The 16,508-nt window shown below is 66.5% G+C and carries 17 protein-coding genes and 2 tRNA genes; all 19 read left to right on the forward strand.

Features of this window, described 5'->3' with window-relative positions:
* The first annotated feature begins 88 nt into the window (after nucleotides 1–88).
* Entirely contained in the window at nucleotides 89–1,030 is a 942-nt protein-coding gene (locus QGN17_RS04010) for a glycosyltransferase family 2 protein (RefSeq protein WP_281043227.1), read from the forward strand.
* A gap of 73 nt (nucleotides 1,031–1,103) precedes the next feature.
* Complete coding sequence (locus QGN17_RS04015; protein ID WP_022689051.1) at nucleotides 1,104–1,760, forward strand: ATP-dependent Clp protease proteolytic subunit; 657 nt, start codon at nucleotides 1,104–1,106, stop codon at nucleotides 1,758–1,760.
* 113 nt (nucleotides 1,761–1,873) lie between these two features.
* Entirely contained in the window at nucleotides 1,874–3,142 is a 1,269-nt protein-coding gene (gene clpX, locus QGN17_RS04020; RefSeq protein WP_281043228.1) for an ATP-dependent Clp protease ATP-binding subunit ClpX, read from the forward strand.
* Nucleotides 3,143–3,382: 240 nt separating this feature from the next.
* A complete protein-coding gene (locus QGN17_RS04025; RefSeq protein WP_281043229.1) occupies nucleotides 3,383–4,270 on the forward strand; it encodes an OmpA family protein in 888 nt (295 codons plus the stop codon).
* A 199-nt stretch (nucleotides 4,271–4,469) separates the two neighbouring features.
* Complete coding sequence (locus tag QGN17_RS04030; RefSeq protein ID WP_390902674.1) at nucleotides 4,470–5,945, forward strand: DUF389 domain-containing protein; 1,476 nt, start codon at nucleotides 4,470–4,472, stop codon at nucleotides 5,943–5,945.
* Between the two features lie 90 nt (nucleotides 5,946–6,035).
* Entirely contained in the window at nucleotides 6,036–8,432 is a 2,397-nt protein-coding gene (gene lon, locus QGN17_RS04035; RefSeq protein WP_281043231.1) for an endopeptidase La, read from the forward strand.
* A 165-nt stretch (nucleotides 8,433–8,597) separates the two neighbouring features.
* On the forward strand, nucleotides 8,598–8,870 hold the full coding sequence (locus QGN17_RS04040) for an HU family DNA-binding protein (protein WP_281043232.1): 273 nt from the start codon (nucleotides 8,598–8,600) through the stop codon (nucleotides 8,868–8,870).
* 175 nt (nucleotides 8,871–9,045) lie between these two features.
* Nucleotides 9,046–9,120 (forward strand) — tRNA-Val (locus QGN17_RS04045).
* Between the two features lie 44 nt (nucleotides 9,121–9,164).
* On the forward strand, nucleotides 9,165–9,725 hold the full coding sequence (locus tag QGN17_RS04050) for an NAD(P)H-dependent oxidoreductase (protein ID WP_281043233.1): 561 nt from the start codon (nucleotides 9,165–9,167) through the stop codon (nucleotides 9,723–9,725).
* Nucleotides 9,725–10,198: a nuclear transport factor 2 family protein gene (locus QGN17_RS04055; RefSeq protein ID WP_281043234.1), complete on the forward strand. Its 474-nt coding sequence runs from the start codon at nucleotides 9,725–9,727 to the stop codon at nucleotides 10,196–10,198. The genes QGN17_RS04050 and QGN17_RS04055 overlap by 1 nt, the downstream gene beginning before the upstream one ends.
* Before the next feature lie 177 nt (nucleotides 10,199–10,375).
* Nucleotides 10,376–10,452, forward strand: a tRNA-His gene (locus tag QGN17_RS04060).
* Between the two features lie 89 nt (nucleotides 10,453–10,541).
* Entirely contained in the window at nucleotides 10,542–11,588 is a 1,047-nt protein-coding gene (locus QGN17_RS04065) for a Leu/Phe/Val dehydrogenase (protein ID WP_281045133.1), read from the forward strand.
* Between the two features lie 73 nt (nucleotides 11,589–11,661).
* Nucleotides 11,662–12,381: a heme ABC transporter permease CcmC gene (gene ccmC / locus QGN17_RS04070; protein WP_281043235.1), complete on the forward strand. Its 720-nt coding sequence runs from the start codon at nucleotides 11,662–11,664 to the stop codon at nucleotides 12,379–12,381.
* The gene (gene ccmD / locus QGN17_RS04075) at nucleotides 12,378–12,506 is read left to right on the forward strand and encodes a heme exporter protein CcmD (RefSeq protein WP_281043236.1); all 129 of its coding nucleotides are present in this window, start codon (nucleotides 12,378–12,380) and stop codon (nucleotides 12,504–12,506) included. The genes ccmC and ccmD overlap by 4 nt, the downstream gene beginning before the upstream one ends.
* A complete protein-coding gene (gene ccmE, locus QGN17_RS04080; protein WP_281043237.1) occupies nucleotides 12,503–12,940 on the forward strand; it encodes a cytochrome c maturation protein CcmE in 438 nt (145 codons plus the stop codon). The genes ccmD and ccmE overlap by 4 nt, the downstream gene beginning before the upstream one ends.
* A complete protein-coding gene (locus tag QGN17_RS04085; RefSeq protein WP_281043238.1) occupies nucleotides 12,937–14,874 on the forward strand; it encodes a heme lyase CcmF/NrfE family subunit in 1,938 nt (645 codons plus the stop codon). Before ccmE ends, QGN17_RS04085 begins: the two co-directional genes overlap by 4 nt.
* Complete coding sequence (locus tag QGN17_RS04090; protein ID WP_281043239.1) at nucleotides 14,871–15,410, forward strand: DsbE family thiol:disulfide interchange protein; 540 nt, start codon at nucleotides 14,871–14,873, stop codon at nucleotides 15,408–15,410. Before QGN17_RS04085 ends, QGN17_RS04090 begins: the two co-directional genes overlap by 4 nt.
* Before the next feature lie 26 nt (nucleotides 15,411–15,436).
* The gene (locus QGN17_RS04095) at nucleotides 15,437–15,814 is read left to right on the forward strand and encodes a cytochrome c-type biogenesis protein (RefSeq protein ID WP_390902675.1); all 378 of its coding nucleotides are present in this window, start codon (nucleotides 15,437–15,439) and stop codon (nucleotides 15,812–15,814) included.
* On the forward strand, nucleotides 15,811–16,464 hold the full coding sequence (locus tag QGN17_RS04100; RefSeq protein ID WP_281043241.1) for a tetratricopeptide repeat protein: 654 nt from the start codon (nucleotides 15,811–15,813) through the stop codon (nucleotides 16,462–16,464). The genes QGN17_RS04095 and QGN17_RS04100 overlap by 4 nt, the downstream gene beginning before the upstream one ends.
* Nucleotides 16,465–16,508 lie beyond the last annotated feature (44 nt).

The raw sequence follows: 16,508 nt of genomic DNA on the forward strand, positions 1-16,508 counted from the left end.
GGAAGCGTATAGGGCAGGGGCCGGGAGTAAAGGCGGCAGGCCATCGGGCCATGCCGTTTCTGGACAGTGTTCTGACACAGGGATGATGATGGTCGAGACTGCAGCCAAGCCCCGGATCGCCGTGATCCTGCCCTGCTACAACGAGGAGGCGGCGATCGGGCAGACCGTCGCCGGTTTCCGCGCCGCGCTGCCCGGCGCCGCGATCTATGTCTACGACAACAACAGCAAGGACCGCACGGTCGATTACGCCCGCGCCGCCGGCGCCATCGTCCGCACCGAGCGGATGCAGGGCAAGGGCAATGTCGTCCGCCGCATGTTCGCGGACGTCGATGCCGACATCTACGTGATGGCCGACGGCGACGCGACCTACGACGCCGGCGCCGCGCCCGCGCTGGTCGCCCGCCTGATCGACGAGAATCTCGACATGGTGGTGGGCGCCCGCCGGTCCGAGGTGGAACTGGCCTATCGGCGCGGCCACCGGCTCGGCAACAAGATGCTGACGGGGATGCTGGCGCAGCTCTTCGGTCGTAGTTTCTCGGACATCCTGTCGGGCTACCGGGTCTTCTCGCGCCGTTTCGTGAAGAGCTTTCCGATCCTGTCCGCCGGTTTCGAGATCGAGACCGAGATCAGTGTCCACGCGCTCGAACTCAGGATGCCGGTCGCCGAGATCGAGACCGAATATGGCGCCAGGCCCGAGGGATCGACCTCCAAGCTCTCCACCTATCGTGACGGCTGGCGGATCCTCAATACCATCCTCAACCTCTATCGGGTCGAACGACCGGTGCTGTTCTTCGGCAATATCGGCCTGATCCTGCTGATCGTCGCGCTGGTCCTCGCCATCCCGCTGATCGCTACCTACGCGCAGACCGGCCTCGTGCCGCGCTTCCCGACGGCGATCCTGATCACCGGCCTCACCATCCTGGCGTTCCTCAGCTTCTTCTCAGGCCTGATCCTCGACACGGTGACGCGCGGGCGGCGCGAGATGCGGCGCCTCGCCTATCTGGCGCTACCCCCGCCGGGCGAGGGCTGAACGTCCCCCTTGAACTCCCCTCGCCAAGCGCCGATGTAGTCCGGGCTAAGGGCAGAAGGACGCTTGAAATCCCATGACCGTTGAGACTCCATACGGCATCTTCCACAACGATGCGGCGGCCGGCCTCGTGCCGATCGTCATCGAGCAGTCGAGCCGCGGCGAGCGCAGCTTCGACATCTACTCGCGTCTGCTCCGCGAGCGCATCGTGTTCATCACCGGCGGCGTCGAGGACCACATGGCCTCGCTGATCTGCGCGCAGTTGCTCTTCCTCGAGTCCGAGAACCCGAAGAAGGACATCTTCATGTATATCAACTCGCCGGGCGGCGTCGTGACCGCGGGTCTCGCGATCCACGACACCATGCAGTATATCCGTCCGCGCGTCGGCACGCTCTGCATCGGCCAGGCGGCCTCGATGGGCAGCTTCCTGCTGTCCGCCGGCGAGCCGGGGATGCGGATCGCCACCACCAACAGCCGCATCATGATCCACCAGCCGTCCGGCGGCGCGCAGGGCATGGCGGCGGACATCGAGATCCAGGCGCGCGAGATCCTGCGGATGCGGCACCGGCTGAACTCGCTTTACGCGAAATATACCGGCAAGCCGCTAGAGGCGATCGAGCAGGCCATGGACCGCGACAAGTTCATGGAAGCCGACGAAGCCAAGGAATTCGGTCTGATCGACGAGGTGTTCGACAAGCGCCCGGCGCCGACCGAGGAAAAGGCGGCGGCCTGATATCGGGACGGGCCGAGCGGCGCGATGGGCGAATCCCCATTGCCCGCCCGGCCCAACCGGTTAGACTACCATTGCGTGACAGCCGGGCGTGGCCTGGCGTTTAGGAAGCGAATATGCCCAATCTGAGCGGCGGTGACAGCAAGAGCACCCTCTATTGCTCCTTCTGCGGGAAGAGCCAGCATGAGGTCCGCAAGCTGATCGCAGGCCCGACCGTGTTCATCTGCGACGAGTGCGTGGAACTGTGCAACGACATCATCCGCGAGGAGACGAAGTCGGCGCTGGTGTCCAAGAAGGACGGTGGCGTTCCCACTCCGCAGGAAATCTGCGACGTCCTCGACGATTACGTGATCGGCCAGTCCAAGGCCAAGCGCGTACTCTCGGTCGCGGTGCACAACCATTACAAGCGGCTGAACCATGGCGCCAAGGGTGCCGAGGTGGAGCTCGCCAAGTCGAACATCCTGCTCGTCGGCCCGACCGGCTGCGGCAAGACGCTGCTGGCGCAGACGCTGGCGCGCATCCTCGACGTGCCGTTCACGATGGCGGACGCGACGACGCTGACCGAGGCCGGCTATGTCGGCGAGGATGTCGAGAACATCATCCTCAAGCTGCTCCAGGCATCCGACTATAATGTCGAGCGGGCGCAGCGCGGCATCGTCTATATCGACGAGATCGACAAGATCAGCCGCAAGGCCGACAATCCCTCGATCACGCGCGACGTGTCGGGCGAGGGCGTGCAGCAGGCGCTGCTCAAGCTGATGGAAGGCACCACCGCGAGCGTTCCGCCGCAGGGTGGTCGCAAGCATCCGCAGCAGGAGTTCCTGCAGGTCGACACGACGAACATCCTGTTCATCTGCGGCGGCGCCTTTGCGGGCCTCGAGAAGATCATCGCGGATCGCCTGCAGGGCAAGTCGATCGGTTTCGGCGCGTTCGTGGCTTCGCCCGAGGAGCGTCGCACCGGCGAGGTGCTGCGCCAGTGCGAGCCGGAGGATCTGCTGAAGTTCGGCCTGATCCCCGAATTCGTCGGTCGTCTTCCCGTCATCGCGACGCTGGAGGATCTCGACGAGACGGCGCTGGTGAAGATTCTCGCCGAGCCGAAGAACGCGTTGGTCAAGCAGTATCAGAAGCTGTTCGACATGGAGACGGTAAAGCTCTCCTTCACCGACGAGGCGCTGATCGCGGTCGCCCGAAAGGCGATCGACCGCAAGACCGGCGCGCGCGGCCTGCGTTCGATCATCGAGGCGATCCTGCTCGACACCATGTTCGAGCTGCCCTCGATGGAGGGCGTCGACGAGGTGATGATCGACAAGGACGTGGTCGAGGGCCGCAAAGAGCCGATCCGCGTCTTCGCCAAGAAGCAGAAGGAAGCGCCCGGCGCGGCGTGATCTTTCGCAGAATCGGTTGAGAAAGGGCGTCCGGAGCGATCCGGGCGCCCTTTTCGTTGATATTCGGTCGATCGATGGAATGGCTCGCTCTGCCGTGCCAGTCATTTTACGTCCGATCGATTCACCGCAAAGTAGGCTCTGGCCATCGGCGGCGAACAGATGGTTCCCGATGAAGTTAATCTGGCAGACAGGTTGGCGCCAACAAATTGGGTCGTCTGTGTAACGACTAGGGGACCTAGGATGCATATTATTACCAAGAGGCCGGAAGTTCGTATTCTTGCTGCAGTGCTGACCATGTCGTCGGTCGGTACTCTTTATGCGCAGCAGCAGGATGCGACCGATCCCAACATCGTCGTCAACGGGGCCGTGCCGACGCCAGCCGCCGCGCCTGCCGAAGCCGCGCCGGCGATGACGGCCGGGCCGGACATCAAGGGTACGATCACCGCGCGCAACGACGACAAGATCAAGGTCACGGCCGACGACGGCACCAGCACGGTCGTCGCGGTCAACGACACCACCAAGGTGCGCGGTGGCGGGCTGTTCGGCGGCGGCAAGTTCGCGACGAACGCGCTGCTCAACGGCCTGCCCGTCTCGGTGAAGACGATGCAGTCGGGCGACGGGCTGGTGGCGAGCCAGATCAACCTGCGCAAGGGCGACCTGAAGACGGCCAAGATGATCCGCAACGGCACCGCCCAGGGCTTCGACGAACAGACCGCCGCGACCGAGGCGCTGCGCGGTCGCATGGGCGACATCGACAAATACAACATCAAGGGGACGACCAACGTCAACTTCGATACCGGCAAGGCCGATCTGTCCGCGCAGGACAAGGCGGAGCTGTGCAGCACCGCCACTGCGGCGCAGGCGCAGGAGAATGCGTTGATGCTCGTGGTCGGCTACACCGATTCGACCGGCGGCGACGATCTGAACCAGGCGCTGAGCGAGAAGCGCGCCGCGCGCGTGATCAATTATCTCCAGCAATCCTGCGGCTGGAAGCCGTATCGGATGCTGACTCCGACGGGCATGGCAAAGGCGGACCCGCTGGCCGATAACACCACGGCTGAGGGCCGGGCGCAGAATCGCCGCGTCGCGGTGAACATCCTCGTCAGCAAGAGCGTCGACGGGCTGTAAGCCTGCGCGGGGCGGGAACGACCCGCCCCGCAACGCCTCTTGTCGCCTGATCGCAACCTCTGGCAATCAGGGCCGTTGGCCTCGCCGGAGTTGACGACGCACGGATGACGCAAGGGGCAAGGGATTGAACGAAGCCGGGATCGATACGGTGGCGCCGGCCGAGGGCTGGCGCCGCCTGCCACTTTATCGCTGGTGGCGGATGCGCCTCGTCGGCAGCGTCGATCATGCGGCCGTGATCGCCGAGATCGTCGAGGATAGCGGCTGGTCGCCGCGCTACGCCTTCATGATCCTGATGTCGGCGGGCATCGCGGTGCTGGGGCTGCTGCTCTCGTCGCCGGCGGTGGTGATCGGGGCGATGCTGATCTCTCCGCTGATGAGCCCGATTCTGGGCCTCGGGTTCAGCCTCACTCTGTTCGATTTCGCCGAGATGCGCCGTTCGCTGACGGCGCTGGTGATCGGCAGCGTGATCGCGGTGCTGTTCACCGCTCTGGTGGTGCTGGCCTCGCCGCTCAAGGCGCCGACCGCCGAGATCCTTGCGCGCACCCGTCCTAACCTGTTCGATTTGCTGGTGGCGCTGTTCGCGGCGCTGGCCGGCACCTTCTCGATCATTCGCGGCAAGGGGGCGACCATCACCGGCGTCGCCATCGCCACCGCGCTGATGCCGCCGCTCGCGGTGGTCGGCTTCGGGCTGGCCACCTGGAATCTGCCGGTGCTGGGCGGCGCCTTTGCCTTGTTCCTCACGAACTTCGTGACGATTGCCCTGTCGGCGACGATCATGGCCCGTTTCTACGGCTTCGGCCATCGGATGACCGCGCAGCAGACCTGGATGCACAGCGCCGTGCTGCTGCTCGTCTTCGTGGCGATGGCGATCCCCCTCGGCATCTCGCTCTCGCGGATCGCGCGCGAGGCCTATACCGCGACGCAGGTTCGATCCTTTCTCACGGATCGATACGGCGCACGGGCGCGCGTAACCCAGCTCGACATCGATTTCGATGCCGACCCGATCGTGGTGCGCGGTGTCGTGATCGCACCGCGTGCGGCGGTGCAGGCGGCCGGCAATGTGCGCGCCGGTCTCGCGGAGAAGATCGGGAGGCCTGTCAATCTCCAGCTCGATCAGGTGGCGCTCGATCCGGGTACGAGCGCGCTGGACGCGCAGAAGGTCGAACTCGCCAAGGCGCAGGAAGCCCAGCAGGCCGAGGCGCAGAGTCGCAGCGTCGCACGACTGGTGGGTCTGGCGGCGGGCATCTCGCCCGACGACGTGGTGATCGATCGCGACCATCAGAAGGCGATCGCCCACGACGCCCCGCTGCCCGGCGCCGAGTTGTCCACCTATCGCGCGATCGAGCAGCGTGCGCAGGCGCTGGCCGATGGCTGGTCGGTCGAGATCGTACCGCCGCTCGGCGATCTGCCGCTGATCCGCTTCGCCGATGGCGCGGACACGCTCGACGGGCCGGCAAAGGATGCCGCCGCTGTCTCGATATGGGCCGCGCGGCGCTGGCATATCGCGGCGCTCGCCGTGCCGGGCCTGCCGGAACAGGTGCCGGCGCATCCCTCGCTCGTCGAGCGGCGGGCGCTGGCGATCAAGGCGATGCTCGATGCCGCCTCTATCCGTGCGGTGCCGGGACGCGGCGGAGGCGGTGCTTACAGGCTCCAGCCGTCCCAACCAATGGACTAGGCGCTGCGCCATTGATGAAGCGGCGCGGCGCCTCCATATTGCCGGGTGAACAGGGGCGGGACTCGTACACCGCCCCCGCCGGAGACTGAATTGACCGAATCCCTTCCCGTATTGCCGCTGCGCGATATCGTCGTCTTCCCGCACATGATCGTGCCGTTGTTCGTAGGCCGCGAAAAATCGGTCGCCGCGCTGGAAGCCGCGATGGCGGCGGACAAGAACATCTTCCTGGTGGCGCAGCTCGATCCGGCCGAGGACGATCCCGATCGCTCGGCGCTCTACGATCTCGGCGTGGTCGCCACCGTGCTACAGCTTCTGAAGCTGCCCGACGGCACGGTGCGTGTGCTCGTCGAGGGCAAGCAGCGCGCCACACTGGAGACGCTGGACGAAGGCGCGGGCAAGTCGCTCACCGCCACCGTCGCGCTGGTCGACGATCCCGCCGAGCCGGAAGGCCCGGAGGCGCAGGCGCTGATGCGTTCGGTGCTCGACCAGTTCGACAATTACGCCAAGCTCAACAAGAAGCTGCCGGCGGAGACATCCACCCAGCTCGCGCAGGTCGATACCGCCGCCAAGCTGTCGGACATGGTCGCCGCCAACATTGCGGTGAAGGTCGCCGAGAAGCAGGCGCTGCTGACCGAGGGCGATCCGCTCAAGCGGCTGGAGATGGCCTTCGCCTTCATGGAGGGCGAGCTTGGCGTGCTGAAGGTCGAGAAGAAGATCCGCAGCCGCGTGAAGCGCCAGATGGAGAAGACGCAGCGCGAATATTATCTGAACGAGCAGTTGAAGGCGATCCAGCGCGAGCTGGGCGCCGAGGGTGACGACGAGAGCAACGAGATCGCCGAGCTGACGCAGAAGATCGCGACGCTCAAGCTTTCGAAGGAAGCCCGCACCAAGGCGACCGCCGAGATCAAGAAGCTCAAGACGATGGCGCCGATGTCGGCCGAGGCCACCGTCGTGCGCAATTATCTCGACGTCCTGCTTGGCCTGCCGTGGGGCAAGAAGAGCAAGGTGAAGCGCGACATCCCGGCTGCCGAGGCGATCCTCAATGAGGATCATTACGCGCTGGAGAAGGTGAAGGAGCGCATCGTCGAATATCTCGCGGTGCAGGCGCGTACCAACAAGCTGAAGGGGCCGATCCTGTGCCTCGTCGGCCCGCCGGGTGTGGGCAAGACATCGCTCGGCAAGAGCATCGCCAAGGCGACCGGGCGCGAGTTCATCCGCCAGTCGCTCGGCGGCGTGCGCGACGAGGCCGAGATTCGCGGCCATCGCCGGACGTACATCGGCTCGATGCCGGGCAAGATCGTCAACAACCTCAAGCGGGCAGGGACGTCCAACCCGCTGTTCCTGCTCGACGAGATCGACAAGCTCGGCCAGGATTTCCGCGGCGATCCGGCCTCCGCGCTGCTCGAGGTGCTGGATCCGGAGCAGAACAGCAAGTTCCAGGATCACTACCTCGAGATCGACATCGATCTTTCGGACGTGATGTTCGTGTGCACCGCGAACAGCCTGAACCTGCCGCAGCCGCTGCTCGATCGCATGGAGATCATCCGTCTCGAAGGCTACACCGAGCAGGAGAAGCTGGAGATCGCCAAGGCGCATCTCGTCAAGAAGCAGGTCGAGGCGCACGGCCTGAAGGACGGCGAGTTCACGCTGACCGACGAGGGGCTGATCGATCTCATCCGCTATTACACGCGTGAAGCCGGCGTCCGCACGCTGGAGCGCGAGATCGCGCGGCTGGCGCGTAAGGCACTGCGTCGCATCCTGGAGAAGAAGGCCGAGGCCGTGACGGTCGATGCTGACAATCTCGCCGAGTTCGCGGGCGTCAGGAAGTATCGCTATGGCGTTTCGGATACCGAGGACCAGATCGGCGCAGTGACCGGCCTCGCCTGGACGGAGGTGGGCGGCGAACTGCTCACCATCGAGGCGGTGACCGTGCCCGGCAAGGGCATGGTGCAGACCACCGGCAAGCTCGGCGATGTGATGAAGGAATCGGTGCAGGCCGCCTGGTCGTTCGTCAAGGCGCGCGCGCCGGCATACGGTGTTCGCCCGAGCCTGTTCCAGCGCAAGGATGTTCACATCCACCTGCCGGAAGGCGCGGTGCCCAAGGACGGGCCGTCCGCCGGCATCGGCCTCGCCACCGCGATCATCTCGACGCTCACCGGCGTCGCGGTGCGCAAGGACGTGGCGATGACGGGCGAGGTGACGCTTCGCGGCCGCGTGCTGCCGATCGGCGGCCTCAAGGAGAAGCTGCTCGCGGCCCTGCGCGGCGGCATCCGCACCGTGCTGATCCCGGCCGAGAACGAGAAGGATCTCGCCGAGATCCCGTCGTCGATCAAGGACGGGCTGGAGATCGTGCCGGTCAGTCATCTCGACGAGGTGCTGGCCCGAGCGCTGGCTTCTCCGATCGTGCCGATCGAGTGGACCGAAGCGGACGAGCTTGCGGCGGCGATTCGCCCCGAATCATCCGGCGAACAGGCGATTCGGCACTGAATCCAAACGGAATCCAACGGTTCATCGCAAGGAGGGGCGGGTCGTATTGACTCGCCCCTTTTTTGCGCCCCTCATCTGCAACAAGGTCGCACAGGTGGTGCGGTCTGACAGTTCCACGCGGGCGCTTGATAAGGCCCGGACACGAGGACAGGGGGCTTTGAGGGAATGAACAAGCAGGAGCTTATCGGTGCGGTCGCTGAGTCTGCCGGCCTGACGCGCGCGGATGCGAGCAAGGCCGTGGAGAGCGTGTTCGACAGCATCTCGGCCACGTTGAAGAAGGGCGACGAGGTTCGCCTCGTCGGTTTCGGCACATTCTCTGTGAGCAAGCGCAAGGCGTCCATCGGCCGCAACCCGCGCACCGGAGAACCGATGTCGATCGCGGCGTCCAGCCAGCCGAAGTTCAAGGCCGGCAAGGGCCTGAAGGACGCGGTCAACTGAACCAGGGGACGAGGCGGCCGGTTCGGGGGAAGCGGCCGCCTTTTCTTTTGTTCGATATCAATCTGGCGCTGGACAGCGTGCGCAAGGCGCGCTAACCGCGCCGCCTCGACGGGAACATCTCTTCCCGTCGCGCCGGAACGAGGCACAGCCTCTCCAAACCCGGCAATCCGGACGTGGGCGCGTAGCTCAGCGGTAGAGCACACCCTTCACACGGGTGGGGTCACAGGTTCAATCCCTGTCGCGCCCACCACGTCCCTTCGCTATGGATCGCCTCGCAATGTCGGGGAATGATCCATGAGCGCGACGATCCTGCTGTTCCATTCCGATTATGCGCGATCGAAGGCCAATCGCGCGCTGGCCGAGGCTGCCGCGGCGATCGACGGGATGGAGGTGTGCGAGGTGGCCAGCCGATCGCGGCCGGATGCGATCGACGTCGATGCAGAAGTAGCGCATCTGCTTCGGGCCAGGCGGCTGATCCTGCAATTCCCGATCAACTGGTATTCCACCCCGCCGTTGCTCAAGGCGTGGCAGGATCACGTCCTCACCCGCATGTATTACATCCGCGCCAAGGAGGAGGGCGATCGCCTCGCCGGCCTTCCGGTGATGGTCGCGGCGACGGCCGGCAATGTGCCCGAGGCCTATGCCGCGGATGGCGTGAACCTGTTTCCGCTGGAGGAATTGCTGAAGCCCCTTCATTCCACCGCACATCGCTGCGGCTGGCAGTGGGCCGACCCCTTCACCGTCTATCGTGCCAACCGCCTGAATGCGGACGAACTTGCCGTCGAGGCGGATCGCTATGTCGCGCGGATCGGCGAGTGGGTCGCCTCGACCGCCCCGCTCGTGGGAGAAGGATGATGACCGAGGGCCGCCCGCCATTTCCGCCCTTCACCCGCGATACCGCCATCGCGAAGGTCCGCGCCGCGGAAGATGGCTGGAACGGCCGTGACCCGGCACGGGTGTCGCTCGCCTACACGCCGGACAGCCGCTGGCGGAACCGCAGCGAGTTTCTCACCGGCCGCGAAGCGATCGTCGCCTTTCTCACGCGCAAATGGTCCGCCGAGCTGGAATATCGCCTGATCAAGGAACTCTGGGCGTTCGAGGGGGACCGGATCGCGGTTCGCTTCGCCTATGAGTGGCATGACGCGCAGGGGCGCTGGTTCCGATCCTATGGCAACGAGAATTGGGCGTTCGACGCGAACGGCCTGATGCGCGAGCGGCACGCCAGCATCAACGACGTGGCGATCGGGGAGGCCGATCGCCTGTTCCGCTGGGATTCCTCCGGCCCTCGCCCCGCCGATCACGCTTCGCTGAGCGATCTCGGCCTGTAGATTCGCAGCCGCTTTTGCGGGGTGGGTCAGAAGCGTTCACCGGTTCGCGCTTCCACGAACGAATCTGTTGCGTTCGACGGCAATTCTATTATCGGTGCGCCTCCCGACGGACGCTGCTTGACGCGGCTCGCCGGGCACCCCTATGGCCGCGCCCACGCTGCCATGGACGGCTTAGTGGCGATCGTAGCTCAGTTGGTTAGAGCGCCGGTTTGTGGTACCGGAGGTCGCGGGTTCAAGACCCGTCGATCGCCCCACCGTCCTCCTTTTCGGCAGCGCCTGTTCGGGGGCGGGTCGGCCGGCTTCTCCGGATATGATGGTCAGGACCGGCCGCGAGGTGATCGCCATGGCCCCCTGGGACTATCCCGATTTCGACGAGCATGAAGGCGTCCATTTCTTTCGGGATGCGCGCTCGGGCCTTAGCGCGATCATCGCCATTCACTCGACCCACCTTGGATCGGCGGCCGGCGGCTGCCGTTACTGGAGCTATGCGCGCTCCGACGAGGCGGTGACCGACGCGCTGCGCCTGTCGCGCGGCATGAGCTACAAGAACGCGATGGCCGGCCTGCCGATGGGCGGGGGCAAGGCGGTGATCCTCGCCGACGCGCAGTCGCCCAAGTCGCCGGAGCTGCTGGCGGCCTTCGGTCGCGCGGTTGAGTCGCTCGGCGGCCGCTACGTAACGGCCGAGGATGTCGGCATCTCGGACGCCGACATGGTCGAGGTCTCGAAGCAGACGAAGCATGTCTCCGGTCTGCCCGTGGCGGGCGGTGCGGCGGGCGGCGATCCCGGCCCGTTCACCGCGCATGGCGTCTATCTCGGCGTCAAGGCGGCGGTGCGCCGCGCGCTGAAGCGTGAGGACATGGCCGGCGTGCACGTCGCCATCCAGGGTGTCGGCAGCGTCGGCGGCGGGCTGGCGAAGCTGCTCGCGAAGGACGGCGCGAAGCTGACCCTCGCCGACGTCAACGCCGATCGTGCCAAGGCGCTGGCCGCCGAATTGGGCGGCGAGGCGGTGTCGGCTGATGAGATCCTGCGCGTCGAGGCGGACGTGATCAGCCCCTGCGCGCTGGGCGCGATCCTCACCGCCGAGAGCATCGCGGCGCTGCGCGCGCCGGTGGTGGCGGGTGGCGCCAACAACCAGCTGGCGACGCCGGACGACGGCTGGCGCATCCATGCGCGCGGCATCACCTACGCGCCCGATTACGTGATCAACGCGGGCGGCATCATCAACGTCGGCCTCGAATATCTCGGCCAGGGCGACCGCGCCGAGGTGGAGAAGCGCATCGCCGAAATCCCCGGCCGCCTCGATACGATCTGGCAGGAGAGTGCGGCGAGCAGCGAGCCGGCCTCGATCGTCGCCGATCGTATGGCGCAGCGCCTGATCGGCCGCGCCTGACGCTTCCGGAAGCGGGCTAGCACCAAAGCCCGCTTCCCCCCGCGCGCCGGTCATCGTAGAGCGGGCGCGACACATGCACATCTTCGCCAACCCCGCCCGTTTTCTGCAGATCGCGCGCCCGCTCACCGGATGGTGCGGCTGGATCGGCGCGTTGCTGACGGTTGCCGGGCTGGGCGCGGGGCTGTTCCTCACCCCGCCCGATTACCTGCAGGGCGAGACGGTGCGGATCATGTACCTCCATGTGCCGAGCGCGTGGCTTGGCATGGCGGGTTGGAGCGGTATCGCCGTCGCCTCGATCATGCAGTTGGTGTGGCGGCACCCACTCGCCGCCGTCGCGGCACGCGCGGTGGCGCTGCCGGGCGCGGTGTTCACCGGCATCTGCCTCGCCACCGGTTCCATCTGGGGCCGCCCGACCTGGGGGACGTGGTGGGAATGGGACGGGCGGCTGACCTCGATGCTCGTCCTGCTGTTCGTCTACATCGCCTATATCGCGCTTGCCGAGGCGGAGGCCGATCGCGGCGGGCAGGGGCGGATCGCGGCGATCTTCGGCATCGTCGGCGTCGTGAACCTGCCGATCATCCACTTCTCGGTACTGTGGTGGCGCACGCTGCATCAGGGCGAAAGCATTTCGCTCAAGGGATCGACCATCGCGGGATCGATCCTGTGGCCGCTGCCGGTCGCTCTGCTCGGCTTCACGCTGCTGTTTGCGGCGATCGTATTGATGCGGATGCGCGCTATGCTGGCGCGCCAGAAGGTCGAGGCGCGGCTGCGCCGGATGGGGGCGGACGCGTGAACCAGTGGCATTTCGTCATCGCCGCCTATGCGCTGGGCGGCATCGCGATGCTGGCGTTGACGCTCGCCAGCCTCTTCCAGATGCGCAAGGCGGAGCGCGCGGCGGAGGCGTTGAAGCGCCGGTGAAAGCCAAGAATCAACGTCTCGTGCTGGCGCTGCTGGCGCTCGTCGCCCTGGTCGGCGCGGTGCTGCTCGGCATGTCCGCGCTGAAGGATCAGGCTTCCTATTTCTACAGCCCCAGCGATGCGCTTCGTGATCATGTCGAGATCGGCCGCGCGGTGCGGCTGGGCGGCATGGTCGAAAAGGGATCGCTGAAGCGGCAGACGGATGGCGTCACCATCACCTTCAATGTCACCGATGGCGCCGCGACCGTCGCCGCACGCTACACCGGCATCGTGCCGGACCTGTTCCGTGAGGGATCGGGCGTGGTGGCGGAAGGCCGCTTCACCGCGCCAGGCGAGTTCACCGCCGACACGATCCTCGCCAAGCATGACGAGAATTACAAACCGCCCGAGCTTGCCGGAAACGGCATGCACGAAACGGGGAGCCTGAAAAAGTGATCGCCGAGGCCGGCCTCGCGGCGCTGTGGATCGCGGCCATGCTGGCTGCGCTGCAGGCGTTCATCGGCCTGGGTTCGCTCAAGGCGGGCGGCGAGGAGCTGTTGCGCGCGGTGCGACCGGTTGCCGTGGCGCAGGCGGTGATGACGGTGGCGTCTTTCGCCGCCTTGCTCTGGCTGTTCTATTCCACCGATCTCTCGGTAAAGCTCGTTGCCGAGGACAGCGCGATCAGCGTGCCGACGCTCTACCGGATCGCGGGCGCATGGGGAAACCACGAAGGCTCGATGCTGCTTTGGGTCACGATCCTTGCGATCGCCGGGGCGGCCGTGGCCCTGCTGGAGCGACGCCTGCCGGAGCGGACGCTCGCTGCCACCATCGCCGCGCAGGGCGTGATTGCGCTCGGCTTCTTCGCCTTCCTGCTTTTCTCGTCCAACCCCTTCGCGCGGCTGGAGATCGCGCCCGCCGATGGCAACGGCTTCAATCCGTTGCTGCAGGACCCCGGCTTGGCCTTCCATCCGCCGACCCTCTATGTCGGCTATGTCGGCCTGTCGGTGGCCTTCTCCTTCGCGGTCGGCGCGCTGCTGACCCGCGATGTCGGCCCCGCCTTCGCCAAGGCGATGCGGCCGTGGGTGCTGGGGGCTTGGACCTTCCTGACGCTCGGCATCACGGCGGGCAGCTACTGGGCCTATTATGAACTCGGCTGGGGCGGCTGGTGGTTCTGGGATCCCACCGAGAACGCTTCGCTGATGCCGTGGCTGGCGGCGACGGCCCTGCTTCATTCGGTGACGGTGCTGGCGACACGCGATGGCTTGCGCGCATGGACGGTGATGCTGGCGGTGGTCGCCTTCTCGATGTCGATGGTCGGCACCTTCCTGGTGCGATCCGGCATTCTGACCTCGGTCCACGCCTTCGCGCTGGATCCTAAGCGCGGTGCCTTCATCCTCGTGCTGCTGGCGCTCTATATCGGCGGTGCGCTCGCACTGTTCGGCGCGCGGATCGCGACGGTGACGGAGGGCAACCGCTTCGATCCGGTGAGCCGCGAGGGCGCGCTGGTGGTCAACAATCTGTTGCTGTCGGTGATCCTGGGGCTGGTGCTGATCGGCACGCTTTATCCGCTCGCCGCGGAGAGCCTGACCGGGGAGAAATTGTCGGTCGGCCCGCCTTACTTCAATGCGACGACCGGGCCGCTGGCGCTGGTCCTCGTCGCGGTGATGGCGGCGGGACCGGTGATGCGCTGGCGGCGGGATGACATCGCCAAAGTGGCGAAGCGGATCGCGATCCCAGCGGTGTTGACCGTCATCGCGTTCGTCGCGGTGCTGGTTCTGGCGCCGGGCCTGCGCATCCTGCCGCTGCTGGGGCTGACGCTGGCGGCGGGCGTTGCGGCCGCAAGCATCGCTCCGCTGTGGAAGCGCAAGCTGCGTCGCACGCCGCTCTTCACCTGGGGGATGGTGATCGCCCATCTCGGCGTCGCGGTGAGCCTTGCCGGCATGGCGTGCGAGAGCGCCTTCACCAAGGAGACGCTGGTCGCCGCGCGACCGGGCGAGACCGTCACGGTAGGCCCCTATGCGATCCGTTTCGCGAGCGTCGATCCGGTGCCGGGACGCAATTTCACCGCCGTGCAGGCGACTCTGGTGGCGACGCGCGGCTCCTCGACGCCGATCACCCTCAAGCCCGAGCAGCGCACCTTCGACAACCCGCCCCAGCAAACCAGCGAGAGCGCCATCGCGACGCGCTGGGACGGCCAGCTCTATACGGTGGTCGGCGCGCCGGTGCCGGGCGGGCGCTGGCAGCTGCGCCTGTGGTGGAAGCCGTTCGTGACGTTGATCTGGCTCGGCGGCGCGCTGATCGCGCTGGGCGGGGCGCTGTCGCTGATCGGGCGCGCGCTGCCCCGTCACAGGCCTGTCGTCGAACATACCGGATTTGCGAGGTTCGGATGAGTTTGCGTACCGTCCGCATCCTGCTGTGGCTGCCGCTGGTGGCCTTCCTGATCGTACTGGGCCTGGTCTCCAGCGGTCTGATCAAGCCGCATGACGCCAGCGTCCATTCGCGGATGGTCGGCAATCCGCTGCCCGCCTTCTCGCTGCCCAGCACGCGCGCCGGCCAAGCCCCCGTCACCTCCGCCAGTTTTGCCGACGGAAAAGTCCGCCTCATCAACATCTTCGGCAGTTGGTGCGTGCCCTGCGCGGTCGAGATGCCGCAACTGGTCGAGCTGAAGCGTGAAGGTGTCATCATCGATGGCATCGCAAGCCGCGACACGCCGGCCGACAGCCTCGCCTTCCTCAAACGCTACGGCGATCCGTTCGACCGCATCGGCGACGACAAGACTTCCGCCGTGCAGATCGCGATCGGCTCGTCGGGCGTCCCCGAAACCTATGTGGTGGACGGCAAGGGCATCATCCGCGCCCAGCATATCGGCCCGATCCAGCCGCAGGACATGGCGGACATCCTTGCCGCCATGAAGGATGCGCAGTGAAAAGGCTCGCGGTCCTCGCGCTGCTGATGGTGCCCGGTGCGTTGCTCGCCGATCCCACGATGGCGCCCGAGCCGCTGTCCTACACCCAGCTTCCCGATCCGGCGCAGGAGGCGCAGGCGCAGGCGCTGATGCAGACGATCCGCTGCGTCGTCTGCCAGGGCCAGTCGATCGCCGATTCGGATGCCGATCTCGCCGGCGACATGCGCGCGCTCGTCCGCCAGCGGATCGCGGAGGGCGAGAAGCCCGAGGCGATCCGCGCATGGCTGATCCAGCGCTATGGCCGCTGGGTGAGCTACACGCCGCCGGTCGATGCGGTGACGTGGCCGCTGTGGATCGCGCCGATCCTGCTGCTGGGCATCGGCGGCCTGCTTGCGCGATCGGCGTTTCGGAGGCGGCGCGCATGATCGGCTGGGCGATCTTCGCGATCATGGCGTTCGCTGTGCTTGGCCTGCTGGCCTGGCCGGTGAAGCTCGGCAAGCCGGCGCTGATGCTGGTGGCCGCCGCCCTGTTCACCGCCGCCGCCGGATATGCCTGGCAGGGCGAGCCGGGGCTGGTGGGCGCGCCCGCTGCGGACAAGCCGCAGGAGATGGCGCCGGACACATTGTTCGCCAGCGAGCGGATGCGCTTCCTCAATCACTATGGCGAAACCGGCATCGCGCTCGGCACTGCCGACGCCTTCCATCGCTTCGGCGAGGATGAGGCCTCCGCGTGGCTGCTTCGTAATGCGATCGTCAAACGGCCTGCCGACGTCGATCTGCGTGTCGGTTATGCCCATGCCCTGTTCGTGCTGGCGCGCGGCCGCATGACGCCCGCGGTAATCCTGGCCTTCGATCGCGCCGATGGGTTGGCCCATAAGGACAATCCCGCGCCGGCCTATTTCCGGGGTCTCGCCTATCTGGAGGCGGGCGATTTCGACGGGGCGGACCAGACGTGGCGCGCGCTTCGCGCTGGCCTGCCGGTCGGTTCCCCGTGGATCGCGATCATGGATGCGCGCCTCGAATTGCTGGGCCTCCTGCGCCAGCGTGCCGCACAGGAAGACGCGCCGCCGCCCTGATGCGACGTCCCGCCACGGAACGGGCGGACGCGGCTGGCGTTGCA

This window comes from Sphingomonas oryzagri (assembly GCF_029906645.1).
Classification (GTDB): domain Bacteria; phylum Pseudomonadota; class Alphaproteobacteria; order Sphingomonadales; family Sphingomonadaceae; genus Solisphingomonas; species Solisphingomonas oryzagri.